We start from the raw sequence: 16,352 nt of genomic DNA, 5'->3' as shown, positions 1-16,352 counted from the left end.
TTCTTCAAGAAATACGGCTTTCAACAAGACGATAAGTCTTAAGAAATTATAAGTTCAAACAAAGAAAACTTTAATAAAACGGTCACCAGTTTGGGTGGCCGTTATTTTGGTAATCCAGTATTTAACGTGAGATGTAAGATGAAGAAAAAATTAATTTCGGTAAGCATTATTAGCGCGTTTACGTTGGCTTTCGCGACAGGCTGCACGACTCAAGAAAAAACAGCACCCGTGATCAGCGTGGCTGAGCAAGCAGTGCCTTCGATCAGCGAAATCGACCGTAGTTACTTATTAAGCAGTGACCGCTTAACTGAAGTTGATGGCAATACACTAGACGTTGCTTTAGAAGAACAAGTGGCTGCACTTAAGGCGCAATTTGAGAACCTAAAAGATGGCGACGAAGTGGTTATCCCCAATGGTAAATACGCAAATTTAGGCCAGGTGACGATCACTGCAAATGACGTCACAATCCGAGCTGAACAAGCAGGCTCCGCATGGCTGACAGGTCTAATTCAGTTTGAACTGAAAGGTGATGACATCACGCTTGATGGTCTCGTATTTACAGAGGGTGGTCCAAACGAACGCTTTGGCGCAGTTCGTATGATGGGTAATGGCAACACGTTGCAAAACTCAACATTCTACTACTTCAACCACGATTACACGTACGAGCCAGACGAGCGTCGTTCTGAGTATCCAAAGTACCTTTGGGTATCTCTATGGGGTAAAGATGGCAAAGTCATCAACAACCGTTTCGAAGGTAAGCAAAAACGCGGCACTTTGATTGGTGTACAAAAAGATGACACAGCTGACAACCACCTGATCGCAAATAACATCTTCATGGATCAAAAGCCTAACCAGTTCAACGAATTCGACATCAAAGAAGCGATTCGTTACAACGGCAACAGCTGGGAAGCGATCCGTATTGGTGATTCTAAATCTTCACAGTGGGATTCAAGTTCTAAGTTCGTGAACAACCTAATGATCGATATGGACGGTGAGCGTGAGCTTATCTCTATTAAGTCGGGCGACAATACGATTTCAGGCAACACGATCTTCCAAAGTGCTGCACTGATTTCACTGCGTCACGGCAAAGGCAACACGGTTGAGAACAACATGATCTTGGGTAACGAGAAACGCCTAACGGGTGGTATTCGTATCTATGATGAAGACCATGTGATCCGCAACAACTACATTGCTAATACTCGTGGCCGTGATGGTGTGATTGAAGGTAACGCTGACTTACGTGGTGGTATCGTGATCAACACGGGCATCATTGATGTGGCGAACGGTGAACAGCTTGAACAATCAGTGAAAGGTAAAGAGCTTAATAAGCAATGGACTCCGAAAAGCATCACCATCGAAAACAACTCTCTTGTCGATACGGAGTGGGGTATTGTTTACGGTAATCAAAGCCATCGCGTAAGCCTGTTTAATAACGCAGAAGTAGAAGGCATTTATGCCGGTGTTGATATTGCGTTCAAACACAACGTGGTTGATAACTCACAAACACCTGAATTTGTGAGTGTTCGCGCGACTCATGACTTCCCATTAGTGGGCGCAACTTACACAGATGAAACTTACGTTGGTCAAGTAACAGACTCAGAGCTGATTGAAAGCTACTCGGTTGAACTACCAAAAGTGACGGTCGAGAATGGCCTGAATGCTTACCAAGGTGAGGGCGCAGATGTGTCTAAACTCTCAGTTGTGACCGCTGAAACAGCAGGTCCAGATTATGTACTTGAGAACACAACTAAGTAACTTATTTATTAACGCTAAATACTTAATGGTATGAGCTATCGAATCGGCCCACGGTAGCTCGTCCAATCAAAACGAAAAAAGTCTCAACGACTAATACTTGTTGAGGCTTTATCGATCTTGAGCCATCACTATGATTTGTATTTATGCAGAAGAACCCAAGGGATGTGGCATAAATGATGGTCTTCTGGGAAGTGGCTTAAATGATGCTGGTGGATGTCGTCGCTGGCGATATAGTTAGTCAATGGCAACACTTCAACAGCGATGCGCTCGGCGTCTTCACGTGATGCGATATAGCGCTGCGCTTCAGCTAAGTGTTTGGCTTCGGTGCTGTAAACGCCAGTGCGATACTTTTCACCTACATCAACACCTTGTTTGTTGATACTGTAAGGGTCAATGATCTCAAAAAGGTGGCCTACTAGCGCTGTTACCGAGGTGAGGCTTGGGTCAAATTCAATTTGTACACACTCAGAGTAGCCATCGTATTCGCTTGGTTTGCTTTGGTTATCCTTTATTTGAGAACGTCCATTAGCACGACCTGCTTCTGTGCTTATCACGCCAGGCACATACTTAATGAACTCTTGTACGCCCCACAAGCAACCACCCGCTAAATAAATTTGTTCCATACTTCCTTTTGAGCTCTCTGAGTTTTTGTTCGATGGTTTTGATTTATCGCCCAAACCGTAGCAGTAGGTTGGAGCTTATATCAATACGCGATAGACGCGCATAAAAACAAACGCCTAAGCATTGCAAATCGTCGTAGATGAACAAATGTAAGTTGAATGCTATATCGAGATTATATAGGCCATCGCAACTTGTCACCAACCCGAAACTCAACATTAAGTGAGAGTTAACCTAATCATGTTTGAACAAGTCAAAGACTTCATTAACCCGAGCAAGAATCCTGACCTAACTCAGGCACACGAATATCAACGAAAGCACTTGCCGACCTTGTGGCTTCTCGGGAAAACGGGTGCAGGTAAATCATCGTTTATTCAAGCGGTCACGGGAGATTCCTCGGTGGAAGTCGGCAACGGATTTGCACCGTGTACCATGACAGCCATGTCGTATGCGTTTCCTCAAGACAAACCTGTGATGCGCTTTCTTGATACTCGTGGTTTGGGTGAAGCGGATTATGATGCGAAAGAAGATCTGGAAGAGATTGGTCAGGCAGGTAATGCGCTCGTTGTGGTGATGAAAGCCGACGAACCTGAACAATCCGCCGTGCTTACTGCTCTAAAACAGATTAAGAAACAGAAGAAGATTAAACACTTGTTGCTTGTTCATACGGCTGTGTTGTCTTCCAGTGAAATAGATCGAGCAAGGCAAATTCAATTTAACACTCAACAAGTAGAGAAGGTGTGGGGTAAAGGCTTTGAATCAGTCGCGGTTGATTTTGAGAGCGACAATGATGATGTCTATAACCTCGAATTATTGTTAGAACGGTTGACCAACATGCTCCCTGTTATAGGGATGATGGTGCAAGACAAAGAACACGCTACGCAAGAAGAAGCTAACTTTGACAAGGTCGAAAATGAAGTGCTTTGGTATGCGGGAAGTGCAGCGGCTAGCGATTTAGTTCCAGGCGTGGGCTTGGTGTCTGTGCCTGCGATTCAAGCGAAAATGCTTCATAGTTTGGCTAACCAATATGGGGTGGAGTGGAATAAGAGAGTCTTTAGTGAACTTATTGGTACTCTAGGCAGCAGCTTTGCGGTGCAATATGGAGTGAAGCTTGGCACTCGACAATTGGTTAAGTTGATACCTGTTTATGGGCAAACGGTTGGTGCCGTGGCCGCTGCGGCAATGAGTTTTGGCACCACTTATGGTCTTGGGCGAGCGGCATGTTACTACTTTTATCACAAGAACAGAGGCGAAGAAGTTTCTGAACAAGAGATGCAAAAAATCTATAAAGAATCCCTGAAAAAAGGTAAGGCAGCGTCGGGTTATGAAGAAAATTAAGAACTTATTTCGATTGCTCGCTGTGTTGTCGAGCGGGCGGTGGGGCATCGCTCTTATTTCGGCGATTTTTCCAAGCCTTATCATGATGTTCTTTGGTCTGTTCTTGGCGATTAAATATGGCTACTTACTGGAAATGTCGATAGCCATTGCTGTGAGTACTTTGCTGTTTACCATTCCGTTATATATTTCTAGTCGTTCGTCACGCAATTCAACCAATAGTGATGCGGAAAAAAATACAACAGATGAACCCCAAACTGAGTCATTAAGCCACAACATCGACGATGCGTTGGTCAAGGCGTCAAATGAATGGTCTCAAGCTGAACTGTCGATCTGGAACGACTCGAAACATTACGTTCGTCAACAATTAGTTGATGATATTGAGTGGGGCAATTTAGACCAAACTGGTTTGCAGGTACTGGAGTTCGTCGCCAAAAAGTTTGGTAAGAAGTCGCTCGATTTTTCAATTCCAGAAGGGCTCAAGCTGTTTGAAGAGGTAAGTCGTCGTTACAAAGTGGTGGTAAATGAGCACATACCGGGCATTGAGTACCTTAAGGTTTCTTACATCAAAGCGGGCTACGAAGCCTATGATAAATATGGTGAGTTGGGGCAGAAGATCTTCAAAGCGGCGATTTGGGGGAATCACCTTAAAAATCTGTATTTGAATCCATTGAAGGTGATTTCTGACTTGGGTCGTGAGCAAGCGACAGCCTCAATGACAAAAGGCGTTGTGGATGACATGCAATATGCAGCGAAACAAGCCTTGCTTGATGAAGTGGCAGCGGTTGCCATCGATTTATACAGTGGGCGTTTCAGCATTGAAGACGAAGCGTTAAAAGCGTCTGGTGTTTCAGAAGTCGACGAGAAACGTTTTGCTCATGAATTAGAGCCTGTGAGAATTGTGCTGGTGGGGCAAACAAGTTCGGGTAAATCATCGATTATCAATGCTCTCAAAGAGGAAATGGTTGCAGAGGTGGATGTTCTCCCATCAACGGACAGCTCTACGGTTTACAACGCATTTGTTGATGACAATGATGTGAGAGTGGTTGACCTTCAAGGGCTTGATGGCAATGCTAAAACCGAAGCTGTGATGCTTAAAGAGATGACTCAAGCTGATGTGGTGTTATGGGTACTTAAAGCGAACCAGTCTGCTCGTGAACTGGACAAGCAGCTTAAAGATAAATTTGATGCGTTTTATGATGATCCTAAGAACATTTCGCGCAAGCAGCCAATTGTGATCACCGTGGTTAACCAAGTCGATCGGTTAAAGCCTGCGGAAGAATGGCAGCCACCTTACGATTTGGAGAATCCAACCTCGGCAAAAGCTAAGATCATTGCTCAGGCCCTTGAATATAATCAAACACTTCTGAAGCCTGATATTGCTTTACCACTAGCGATTGCACCTGAAAAGGTACAGTTCGGTTTAGAGGCTTTGAAACAGACGCTAATAGAGCACATTGCAGATGCCAATAACGTACAGAGAAATCGTCAGCGCCTCGAAGCTATCAACAGAGGAACTTCGGTAAAAGGCCAGCTTAATAAAGCCATGAAAGCGGGTAAGAAGGTTGCTCCAAGCGCATTGAAAGCCGCGACCCCTAAGCTGGCTGAGATGGCGATAAAACAAGTCACCAAGAAAAAATAAGCAACAATACCAAAGCGATATTCGTAAGCCTCAATATCGCTTTGGTAAACCATTTCTTTTATATTTATGAACTTTTGGCCCTTGAACTTATTATTACTTTAAAAATAATGAACTAGTATAATAGTGCATTAAGTCGAATTCATGATAGTGTGATATCAGACAATAAAACATAAAATTATGATTCTAAATATTGATCACATTTATGATTTATTCGTCTTTATTTATAAAATAATTGCACTATATTTAAATTTCGGATCACCTTGATTTCAACGTAGGGATATATTGTGAACATGTATCTGAAATGGCAATCAACAACATGGCTAACCCTGTTAGCTTGGTATACTTTAGATCATCAGCTCTCTTTCCACCTTTCTTCAGAGTAGTACCCTCTGGGCGTGACGCGCCAGCGGAGCCTTTGAGCTTTGCCAATCCGATTAGTTTTGTCTTTGACTAATGCGCTAAGCAATGCGGTCACTAATACATTAGCTGTTAGTTTCATGCAGTCGTTATTTATCTCTTGGTCATTATTAATTGGATCCTAATCAATACATTGTTGATTTAATAATCTATTTCTAGCTATTAATTTTTATCGTAATTATCACGAGTGTGATAGTTCGTAAAAATAAAATTAATAGTGATGACTCGTGACATCTAAAAATAATTAATTTGGCTTCTTCTCCCTAAGCTGAATTTGTTGAAAGGTATTATTATGGAAAATTTCAAACATCTACCAGAACCGTTTCGTATTCGTGTTGTAGAGCCAGTAAAAAGAACCACCTATGCTTACCGTGAGCAAGCCATTGTCGAAGCGGGAATGAACCCATTTCTACTCGACAGTGATGATGTGTTCATCGATTTGCTGACAGACAGCGGTACCGGCTCAATCACACAACGTATGCAAGCGGCGATGTTGATGGGTGATGAAGCCTACAGTGGCAGTCGCAGTTACTACGCACTGTCGAACGCAGTGAAAGATATCTTCGGTTATGAGCTGACTATTCCTACTCACCAAGGTCGCGGCGCTGAGCAGATTTACATTCCTGTTCTGATTAAGAAGCGTGAAATTGAAAAGGGGCTCGATCGCAGCAAAATGGTCGCTTTGTCGAACTACTTCTTCGATACCACACAAGGCCACACTCAAGTGAATTGCTGCGTGGCGAAAAACGTCTATACCAAAGAAGCGTTTGATACTTCAGTGAATGCAGATTTCAAAGGCAACTTCGATGTCGTGAAATTAGAAGAGGCGATTTTAGAAGCGGGTGCTGCCAATGTTCCTTACATCGTGAGTACCATTACCTGTAACTCGGCTGGCGGACAACCTGTCTCTATCGCCAACCTCAAAGCCGTGTATGAAATCGCTCAGAAGTACGATATCCCAGTCATCATGGACTCTGCACGCTACGCTGAAAATGCTTATTTTATTCAGCAGCGTGAACCGGGTTATCAAGATTGGACGATCGAGCAAATCACTCGCGAATCTTATAGATACGCAGATGGTTTGGCGATGTCGGCCAAGAAAGACGCGATGGTACAAATGGGCGGCTTGTTGTGCTTTAAAGACGACTCTTTCATGGATGTGTACACAGAATGTCGAACCCTGTGCGTAGTGCAAGAGGGTTTCCCAACCTATGGTGGCTTAGAGGGCGGTGCAATGGAGCGCCTTGCGGTTGGGCTATACGACGGCATGCGTCAAGATTGGCTGGAGTATCGCATCGGTCAGGTACAATACCTGGTTGATGGCTTAGAAGCGATTGGCATCGTGTGCCAACAAGCGGGCGGTCACGCTGCGTTTGTTGATGCGGGTAAGTTGCTTCCACATATTCCAGCGGGTCAGTTCCCAGCTCATGCTTTAGCCTGTGAGCTGTATAAAGTTGCGGGAATCCGAGCTGTTGAGATTGGCTCGTTACTACAAGGTCGTGACCCGGTAACGGGAGAGCAGCATCCATGTCCTGCAGAGTTATTGCGCTTAACCATTCCGCGCGCGACTTACACACAAACCCACATGGACTTCATTATTGAAGCGTTCGAAAAAGTGGCAGAGAATGCAAGCAAAGTGAAAGGGCTCGATTTTGTTTACGAACCACCTGTACTAAGGCATTTCACTGCGCGTTTGAAAGAGGTGGAAACCTATGAGAGCCAACCTGAAAAAAAGAGTGAACCAACGCTCGAAGAAGCATTTTAAAATAAAAACATAAGCGAATAGTCACTAGAAATATAATCAAAGGCTCCCTCGGGAGCCTTTTGTTTTTCGAGTAAGACCAAGGGCGCAAGGTATCATCGGCTGGTGTCGAATAGGCTTGTTTAATCTAGGCTGGGCTTAGTTGTTTTTCAGGGTTGCTTTCAGTATGCGTAATAACCACTGATTTAACGGTGCATCTTTTTGCGAACGGCGGCAGCTCATCACATAGCTCACGTCAATGGCCAGTATTTCAGGTAGATCTATACTGCGGCAGCCCTCTGGCACGCTACCACTAAGTGTGATGCCATAATAGTCAGACTTGAGGACCACATCGTGAATCATCGCAGGGTGGTCGACTTCTACTTTTGGAGTGACGTCGAACCCTATGTTTCGAAGGCGCTCAAGGATAGGGTATTTGTTGTCATTCCACCCCGGGGTTTTAAATAGAACCGTTGGAAAATTTGCCAGTGACGCGAACTCTTTCGCTGGGTGAGCATCCCTTACAAAGAACACCACTTTTTCTTTTCCGAACTCCATTTGAGAAATCGACTGTGGCATAGTTTCATCAAAGTAGTGAACCGCTATCGATTCTTCGCCGTCAATCAATCGGTTCTTAACATTGCTTCCCCATCGAACAAATGAATAGTTTGCGTGCGGCGCTTGTTTACTCAAAGCAAAGTAGAGTTTCGAGCCAAAGCGCTCCCAAAATAGCGTATTCGCGTAGATCTTTATGTCGCCTTGATAGGACTCTGGGGAAAACTCTTGGTGTTTTATGGACTCAATGCTACTGAGTATTTGTTCAAAATTACCGATATTACTTTCAACAAATGTTGTGGGTTCAAACCCTTGCTTAGATTGAATGAACAAAGGATCACCGAGTTGGGCTTTGAGCTTGGCTAGGTTTTTACTGATCGCCCCCGGCGTTTTACCTAATGACTCCGCCACTAAGCTAACATTACGCAGTTCATACATTCGCTTTATAACAAGGATATTTTGAATATCTAGATTGAGGTCCACAGGCTCTCCAAATTGGTCCTTAATAGGCAGAAATTATGTGACCTTAATATCATAGTGGTAATGTCCGATTTTTAAGACAGCACAGCGTCAGAAGATCGCTAATCTGTTGATTTTCCATTTGGTAAATCTCGCTTTTCCTCGTGTCATTATCACCCTATCGCTAAAGTTACCTTAACAAAGCAACACAGATATCAGACGAACAAATAATTAGAAATACAACGAGGTGATGTATGAATAAGTTAATCGCACTTGGCTTGATGGCGTTTTCAATGAACACTGCTTTTGCTGCTAGCGACGCACATACCGGTACTATCGATATGACAAGAAGTGAAGGCAGCCAAGTTAAGGCTGAGCGTGTAGAATCAGACTTAACACTTGAAGGAAGAAATGAGGCAGCTTTGGGTGGAATCAAATTTCAAAAGCATGTTGAGCAAAACCAACCGATCCAACTTACAGGTCGTCGTGATTAACGCTTAAAGTGTGCTTACCACTTTAAACGTTCTGCCATTGTCATGAGAAATGCTGTGCCTTAGGGTGCAGCATTTTTCGTTATGGACTCACTCTCTTGTGACTGTGATGCTCATCAAGCCTTGGCACGGTGTGTAACGTGTGGCATTTTGGTTGGTTGTTAGAGGCTAGACACATATTTCACTGGCTAAGTGACGCGTTGAAAGGGAAGAATAGATGATTCGCCATATTTTACTGATTAAGTTTCAAGAACAAGCAGAGCCTTCAGAGATTGAAAAGCTGAAAGGGTTGTTTGAAGCAATGCCAAGCAAGATTGAAGGCGTAACTTCCGTAGAGTGGGGGCTAAATGATAGTCCAGAAAACAAGAACCAAGGTTATAGTCATTCGGTCTTAATGACGTTTGAAGATGAAGCTGGGCGACAAAACTATCTACCACATCCAGAACACGATGCCCTGAAAGAGGTATTTCGTCCGTTGTTGGATGACATTATCGTGTTTGATTATTCTCTTTAGCCCTAATAATTTCTCAGTTACAAGATGTAAAGCGTATAGGCATAGGCCCATACGCTTTGGTCAGAGCGAAAAATTACATGTTACTCTGTCGGCAATATGGTGACAGGAGTGAAAGAGGCTACGGCATTACCACCAGCACCAGGACGGTCAACATAAGGGGTGTTTTGCATTAAGGTGTAGTAGACGTCCACAAAATCATCGTCATTAACCAACACATTGTTTGGGATCAGCTCAATGATTTTACTGGTGATCTGAGGAATGATCGTATAACCCTGTACTTCTGGATCTGGAATCATTTTCAAAATCTCTTCAGCGGCTTGCACCAGCAGCTTCGCTAGGTCTTTATAGTTGGTGCCGTCATCATGTTCCATCAAGATCATGTCTGCAGCCCCCCAGCGGTAACGAGGCCAGAAGATGATGCTTTGGCTCGGATAGTAAGTCTGTTTGTCGTAGTCTAAGTAAGGCATCTCAATTAAGTCGATTTGCGGAGCTATACGACTTGAATCTACTCCAGTGACGATAGCGTAGATTTCCGCTTTGCCTGAGATCCACGGTTCTCTATCGATGGCTAAGCGAATCTTGGTTAACTGAGTGGTATTCAACTCTTCAGGCTCCGATTCAGCTAAAGAGCGCGCATCACTGTTAAATAGCGTCTGCTTTTGAGGTTCTTCGTGCTTGCTGCTAGCACTGTTGCTGCCTGAGTTAAGTTGTGTGTCTGTACCTTGTTTTTGCATTTCAGCTTGCATGGTCATCAACCCAGCCTTGAGCTCTTCGGCACCATTGCTGTCGATTACAAATACCGGGACATCGGGCATTTGGTACACGTCTAATTCATGAACTTGCCCATACACATCGTAAGCTTCGATGTATTGCCAATTTGAATCATCGCCCGATGGTTCGTAAGCAAACAGTGGGCTTTCTCCATTTTTCCAGGCTTCAACCATGGCTTCATCAGCCATCCTAATTTCTAAGACAGAATCACTGAAGTCGTCGATCCCTTTCATCTTACGATAGCTAAGATCGGCTTTGTGCATCTTGCTTGAAAAGGCAGAGTAGGGTTGAGCCGAGTTCAGTGTGTCTAATGGCGTCGATAAACTTTTTTCGCTGATTTGCTTTTTTAGAGAAGACTCAATGTCAATATAGCGAGCACTTATTTGTAACGCTAGTGATTGCTTTTGTTCAGCGACATTCTTTGCAACAGCAATAGAGTCAGTAAAAGAGTGTGGTGTATCGATATTGTTTGCATAAGACTGAAAGCCAACTACTGTCGTCGCAAGTACCATACTGATTTTAAAAGATGGTCTCATAAATAATCCTTATTTTAATTTTTATCATTAATAGAGCAATTGCCCTACAGGATTAACCTATCAATAAGGTGAATGTGTTTAAAACTTAGTTAGTGATTTCTGTATCGGTATTTAGCACAAGATCTCAGTTCTATTGATTGTTGTAAAATTTATATAATGCAAACTTGATATTTGGATTTTTATAAACAAATCAATAGTTTAATGATAATATTATTATCTATTTATATGTTTTGTGTAATGAAGGTATGTTTTCAGTACTGATTTTGAATTGGCTCCTAAACGACCGAATTAGGAACAGATGTGGGTAGGTAGGAATAATATTAAGAGGTTACACGTCAATAAGAGTTATAGGATTTCACTATATCTACTATAGTTTTGGCCGCATTTCGGAAGAGATAGTTTTCGGTATAATTCGACTCCCTTAATTACTAGCGCGATGAGATGATCTGCGCACTACGTTATTTTTAAGATCAGTCCACTCCTCACTGAACAACGTTATGGCGACTTCCTCTCGTTAAATTGCTTCGCGTTAAACACTTCCTACATTGCACAAGTATTACTGAGGTTTTTGGCTTTATCGCATTGGAAATGGCGCTACAGGAATACTGCATATGACGAACATTAAAGGCGCTTCACGCTTATCGAAAGCATTGCTCTTTATCTCTATTCTTTCTAAGTCCGCTTTCAGTCTAGAAGTGCCAGATAACGCACTTGAATCCTATGTTGGTGATTTCTCGGCTTTGAAAGAGAAAGGTGTAGTACGTGTTTTGGTCTCAGGTGATATCGGTTTCTATCACATTGAAAACGGTAAGCCGAAAGGGATTTTAGCCGAGCAAATCTATTACTTTGATCAGGCACTTAAACTGAGTGATCCACTGTTGCGCGTCAAGGTGATTCCGGTAGAACGAAGCGAATTGCTTGAAGCGTTAAACCAAGGGCGAGGGGATATTGCGGTAGCTAACCTTACGGTAACCGAAGAGCGTCAAAGGTTGGTGGATTTCAGCATGCCTATTCGCCGCGATATCGATGAAGTGTTAGTCACAAGCGTATCCAAGCCTTCAATTAGCAATATCTCACAGTTACAAGGTAAAGAAGTGTGGCTTAAGCAGAATTCTAGCTACATCAGTAGCGTTCAAAAATTGAATCAGCAGTTTGAGAGAGAAGGAATGGAGCCTATTTATATTCATTTGCTCAACGCGAACCTGCAAGACCTTGAACTCCTCGAACTGATTAAGAGTGAGAAGATCACAGCAACCATTGTTGATAGCCATAAGTTGGAGTTGTGGGAGAGTTTAGAGAAGGACATTAAGATCCATAAGGGAATCACCTTTAGAGAAGACGCAGATATCGCGTGGGCCATTCGTAAGAATAGCCCTCAACTGAAAGCCCAAATAGACCACTATTTGCAAGAATCGAAGCAGGGCACGTTACTCGGGAACGTGATTGATAATCGATATTTAGACAGCGTTTCATGGATGACTCGTGCGTCTAATCCACAGCAAAACCGACAAAGAGATAAACTAGAAGCTTTGTTTGTTTCTTATGGTGAGAAGTACGATATCGACTGGTTCATTCTCCTGGCAATGGCTTTTCAAGAATCAGGGCTCGATCACTCGAAAGTATCGCACCGTGGTGCTGTGGGGATTATGCAGGTGATGCCTAATACGGCTCGGGATTGGTATGTAGACATTGATAATGTGTACGATTTGGAAAGTAACATTCATGCTGGAAGCAAGTATTTACGCTTTATCCATGACAGATACTTTGATAAGCCTGAAATATCTGACATCGATAAGATTTACTTTAGCTTAGCTGCCTATAACGCTGGACCAGCAAAAATAAGAAGAATGCGAAAATTAGCGGCGCAGCAAGGGTATAACCCAAATAAATGGTTTAATCATGTTGAGAGTGTCGCAAGAGAGAACATAAGCCAAGAACCAGTAAAATATGTCGCGAATATAAGTCGCTATTTTACGATTTATCAGCGCCTAGATGAATTTCAAGACACGCGAGAAGAGCAGTTAGGTAATATGACAAGGCAATTGAATATCAAGCGACTGTCTGACTATTTTGCTTATTAATAAGTGTCTGATTAATATGATGAGTCAAAAAAAGGGGTAGCGTTCTGCTACCCCTTTTCGTGTTATAAGCACTGACGATTGCTAGTTATTTTTACTCACTCACGATGAGCTTATGATTGCTTCGCAGAAGCCATGTACATCTGCATCTCTTCTAAACTGGTTTTTGCGATAACTTGGTTATCAAGAGAGTAGTGGACTTCATCGCCAAAACGATGACCTGTTAGTGTTGCACGTGTGCCGTCGTTGTACGTGAGTTCGATAGCAACTTCATCTTGATTGATAACTTTCATCTCACTGTGATCAATGACGTGTCTAGCTAATGGGTCGATAGGCGCGTCGGTCAAGCTTTCGTCCAATTGGTCGTTAATGTCGATGTAAGTATCAACTTTAGTATCAAAAATGTGCGGCTTTTTATTGATTGGGTTTTTGCCTGTCCAGAATTCTAGTGAGTTAAACACAATGTAATCGGCAGCAACCGTGATACCGTAGGCAGGGGCAAGAAGCATGTTTAAGCCACCACGAGCATAGCGGTTATCAACGGCTTTTACGTTGAATTCCATCAATTTACCCGTTACGGCATTACTACCTACACAACCAAATAAGGTGACAAGGCTCGCTGATATAATTATCGGTTTTACAAATCGGTTCATCATTCTTTATTTCTATAGACGTATATTAAGGAGCCGATAATTATGTCAAAGTCATCAATCTTCTAGTATAAAGCGTCGCCTATACTAGATATCAGAAAAACCTATATCTCTATATAAACCAAAGAACTAGCGCCGTTATTCTTGTAATTTACCGTTCATATTGGTGGTGGGTTAAGTCATATTTATTAGAAGGTTTTAACAAAGCTCTGTCATAACCCTAACTGAAGTATGGAATTAGGTTGGGATAATAACGAGTCAGTTAAACGAAATTACTTTCTACGTTTATTCATTTAAATGACTGCCTGAAGAGCCCGAATGAAACGATTTAACCTAAACCTCATCTATTACTTTATTGCGATATATGAAGAAGGAAACTTAACGTACGCAGCAGAAAGGCTCAATATATCTCAGCCTAGCCTCAGTGCTCATTTAAAGCAGCTTCGAGATGAATATCGTGATCTGTTGTTCGTAAGAAAATCGTACACGCTTGAGCCGACACCAGTCGCTAATGACTTGTATCCTATCTTTAAGCAAGCGCACAAGCTTGTCTCTCACTCACTGCCTGAAACGCATGATTTTGAACCGAAAGAGTGCAGTTACACGTTTAGAATTGCGGCGATGAGCATTTCAAGTAGTGTGATCTTGCCTCAAATACTAGACAGGATTCAGGAAGAAGCCCCAGAGTGCGTTATCGAAGTCGTGAATATCAAAGAAGATATGGCAACCGACATTCGAGAAAAGAAGATCGATCTTGTGGTCGATTTAACCAACGCGCATCCAACCTTGCTGAGTCAGGAAATTTGGGGCGACGAGCTGTGCATGGTTTGCAGCCAAAATCACTCTCAGATCAGCGAGCAAGTGACTCTTGAACAGTATCTTTCAGCAAAGCATGTCATGCTCACACACGACAACTACCGAGTGAACCAGTTAACTGAATTTCATAGCCCGATTTTTGCGGATCGTAAAGTGGCAAGAAAGCTCAATTCTATCGCAGACTTCTCAGACACAATCTACAGCAGTGATTGGATAGCCACCTTCCCCAAAGGTGTCGCGAACGCTTATTTTGATAAAGATAAAATTAAGCTTCTAGAGCTCCCTTTTGAGTACACCAAGCCTTCACTCAGTGTTTATTGGCACAGCAATCGGAATGATGACATCGTCAACCAATGGCTAAGAGAGTTGTTCACCAGCGAAGTTTTAACCTTGAGTTCCGAAATATAAGATAACGCCTAGTTGTGTGAGTAGGCGTCTTAGTCATTCGACTCGCTCTTCATGTATACAGTACCTTGTGGTACAAATGACAGCATGAAAAATGCTGGTGGCTTTTGCCACATAGACTTCCAATTTAACTGAAAAGACTGACTTATGAATATTGATATCCAAGCACTCAAACACCACCAATTGGTCGAAGATGGTCAACTAGAAGGATGTTACATTCATCAGCCAGTTCAAGGTAGCCAGCAAGACGACCAAGCAGTATTGGTAGAGCGCCAAGCGCTAGAAAATATGGGTTACAAGGTTGTGCAAGTGAAGGCTAAAGGTGGAACAACAACGTTCGCCGAGGCTATGCAAAAGCTAGCCAAGAAGACTGGGTATCAGTCGAATAACTAAGAGGGTAATACTTGTTGTTTGGCGTGTCGTCTCTTTCAAAGGGGCGACGATGCTATTGTGGTAAAGCATGTAGGCAAACTTTCGACAAAATCTTTTTTAAGTATCGATTCGACATTAAAGGACGTATAGCTGATCTTCATAGCAATTAGGACGTATAGGCTGCTTAAAAAGCAAGGAAACAATATGGCCACCGTCTATGTAAGCATCGGAAGCAACATCAACCGAGAACATCACGTCACTGAATCTCTCAAAGCTTTAAATGACCGCTTTGCACCACTGCACCTATCCAATTTTTACGATTGCGAGCCTGTTGGTTTTGAAGGCGACAATTTCCTTAACCTAGTGGTGGGGTTTGAATGTGACCTCGCTGTCACAGAACTCTCTCAGGTTCTTCATCAAATCGAACTGGACAACGACCGCAAGCGTGAAACCAAAGAATATGCTTCACGTACAATGGACATCGATATTCTTCTTTATGGCAATCAAACCGGCATCATTGACGGTATAGAGCTGCCTAGAGGTGAAATCACCGAGTACGCTTTTGTACTTCGCCCATTAGTCGATGTTGCGGCGCAAGAGCGACATCCCACTCTAGACATATCGTTTCAGCGGCTCTGGAACAACTTCGACCAAGCGAGTCAGAAAACCGCCCCCATCCCTTTTGAGCTCAGTTTCATGCAGCCATCGCAGCGGCTAAATGAGGAATGAACTCGTCATCACCTGAGCTCTACTGATCTTTTCTTAAAATAAGCACGTAACTGACTTCACTTCCTAAGGATTGGACACTGTTATGAATCACAACGCCATTATCACCATTACAAATCTCAGACTAAGAACCTTCATCGGCTTTAATGAAGAAGAGAAGACTAAACAGCAAGATATCGTTATTAATGCTGAGATTCATTATCCCGCTAACAACCTTTGTCTCTCTGACGACGTCGACAACGCACTCAATTACAAAAACATCTGCAAACAAATCATTCATCACGTCGAGTCAGGGCGCTTTCTGCTTTTAGAGAAGTTAACCAGCGACGTCCTCGGTATTTGTATCGACCACTCATGGGTTCGGTACGCGCAAGTGAGAATCGACAAACCTCATGCGCTACGTTTCGCTGATTCCGTCTCGCTCACCCTGACCTATGAAGCTGAACTCGAAAATTAATGAAAAAGGAGCAG

Annotated in this window: 15 protein-coding genes; 11 read left to right on the top strand and 4 right to left on the bottom strand. The window is 43.0% G+C overall.

Annotated elements, in window-relative coordinates; genetic code table 11:
- The first annotated feature begins 138 nt into the window (after positions 1-138).
- Positions 139-1,755, top strand: a complete 1,617-nt coding sequence (locus F0251_RS08750) for a polysaccharide lyase 6 family protein (protein ID WP_171730807.1) — start codon at positions 139-141, stop codon at positions 1,753-1,755.
- Between the two features lie 128 nt (positions 1,756-1,883).
- Here the strand turns inward: F0251_RS08750 and F0251_RS08745 are convergent, their stop codons facing one another.
- On the bottom strand, positions 1,884-2,378 hold the full coding sequence (locus tag F0251_RS08745; protein WP_171730806.1) for a peptide-methionine (S)-S-oxide reductase: 495 nt from the start codon (positions 2,376-2,378) through the stop codon (positions 1,884-1,886).
- Positions 2,379-2,613: 235 nt separating this feature from the next.
- Here F0251_RS08745 and F0251_RS08740 point away from each other — a divergent pair, with 235 nt between their 5' ends.
- The 3 genes from F0251_RS08740 to tnaA all read left to right on the top strand — a co-directional run bounded on the left by F0251_RS08740 (position 2,614) and on the right by tnaA (position 7,532).
- A complete protein-coding gene (locus tag F0251_RS08740) occupies positions 2,614-3,711 on the top strand; it encodes a YcjF family protein (RefSeq protein ID WP_171730805.1) in 1,098 nt (365 codons plus the stop codon).
- On the top strand, positions 3,698-5,350 hold the full coding sequence (locus F0251_RS08735) for a GTPase family protein (RefSeq protein WP_171730804.1): 1,653 nt from the start codon (positions 3,698-3,700) through the stop codon (positions 5,348-5,350). Before F0251_RS08740 ends, F0251_RS08735 begins: the two co-directional genes overlap by 14 nt.
- A 709-nt stretch (positions 5,351-6,059) precedes the next feature.
- Complete coding sequence (tnaA, locus tag F0251_RS08730; protein WP_171730803.1) at positions 6,060-7,532, top strand: tryptophanase; 1,473 nt, start codon at positions 6,060-6,062, stop codon at positions 7,530-7,532.
- Between the two features lie 135 nt (positions 7,533-7,667).
- On the opposite strand, the gene F0251_RS08725 is transcribed toward tnaA, so the two are convergent.
- On the bottom strand, positions 7,668-8,546 hold the full coding sequence (locus F0251_RS08725; protein WP_061032685.1) for a LysR family transcriptional regulator: 879 nt from the start codon (positions 8,544-8,546) through the stop codon (positions 7,668-7,670).
- Positions 8,547-8,776: 230 nt separating this feature from the next.
- On the opposite strand from F0251_RS08725, the gene F0251_RS08720 reads away from it, so the two are divergent.
- A complete protein-coding gene (locus tag F0251_RS08720) occupies positions 8,777-9,016 on the top strand; it encodes a hypothetical protein (protein WP_171730802.1) in 240 nt (79 codons plus the stop codon).
- Positions 9,017-9,230: 214 nt separating this feature from the next.
- Entirely contained in the window at positions 9,231-9,527 is a 297-nt protein-coding gene (locus F0251_RS08715) for a Dabb family protein (protein ID WP_061032683.1), read from the top strand.
- 80 nt (positions 9,528-9,607) lie between these two features.
- Here F0251_RS08715 and F0251_RS08710 read toward each other — a convergent pair whose 3' ends face one another.
- The gene (locus tag F0251_RS08710; RefSeq protein WP_171730801.1) at positions 9,608-10,834 is read right to left on the bottom strand and encodes a DUF3103 domain-containing protein; all 1,227 of its coding nucleotides are present in this window, start codon (positions 10,832-10,834) and stop codon (positions 9,608-9,610) included.
- Positions 10,835-11,445: 611 nt separating this feature from the next.
- Here F0251_RS08710 and F0251_RS08705 point away from each other — a divergent pair.
- Positions 11,446-12,915 (top strand): transporter substrate-binding domain-containing protein, encoded by a 1,470-nt coding sequence (locus tag F0251_RS08705; protein ID WP_171730800.1) that lies wholly within the window; start codon positions 11,446-11,448, stop codon positions 12,913-12,915.
- A 110-nt stretch (positions 12,916-13,025) separates the two neighbouring features.
- Here F0251_RS08705 and F0251_RS08700 read toward each other — a convergent pair whose 3' ends face one another.
- A complete protein-coding gene (locus F0251_RS08700) occupies positions 13,026-13,568 on the bottom strand; it encodes a DUF3332 family protein (protein WP_061032680.1) in 543 nt (180 codons plus the stop codon).
- Positions 13,569-13,880: 312 nt separating this feature from the next.
- Here F0251_RS08700 and F0251_RS08695 point away from each other — a divergent pair, with 312 nt between their 5' ends.
- From F0251_RS08695 to folX, 4 genes are all read left to right on the top strand, one after another.
- Positions 13,881-14,786 carry a LysR family transcriptional regulator gene (locus F0251_RS08695; RefSeq protein ID WP_171730799.1) on the top strand — a complete coding sequence of 302 codons (906 nt, stop codon included), beginning with the start codon at positions 13,881-13,883 and terminating at the stop codon, positions 14,784-14,786.
- Positions 14,787-14,930: 144 nt separating this feature from the next.
- Complete coding sequence (locus F0251_RS08690) at positions 14,931-15,176, top strand: hypothetical protein (protein WP_116871958.1); 246 nt, start codon at positions 14,931-14,933, stop codon at positions 15,174-15,176.
- Between the two features lie 183 nt (positions 15,177-15,359).
- Positions 15,360-15,884, top strand: coding sequence for a 2-amino-4-hydroxy-6-hydroxymethyldihydropteridine diphosphokinase (gene folK, locus F0251_RS08685; RefSeq protein WP_171730798.1), 525 nt, complete (start codon positions 15,360-15,362; stop codon positions 15,882-15,884).
- Positions 15,885-15,966: 82 nt separating this feature from the next.
- Complete coding sequence (folX, locus tag F0251_RS08680) at positions 15,967-16,338, top strand: dihydroneopterin triphosphate 2'-epimerase (RefSeq protein ID WP_008223740.1); 372 nt, start codon at positions 15,967-15,969, stop codon at positions 16,336-16,338.
- The last annotated feature ends 14 nt before the right edge of the window (positions 16,339-16,352 follow it).

The sequence above is a fragment of the Vibrio sp. 070316B genome (assembly GCF_013114115.1).
Classification (GTDB): Bacteria; Pseudomonadota; Gammaproteobacteria; order Enterobacterales; family Vibrionaceae; genus Vibrio; species Vibrio chagasii_B.
This window is presented reverse-complemented; position numbering and strand designations above follow the sequence as displayed.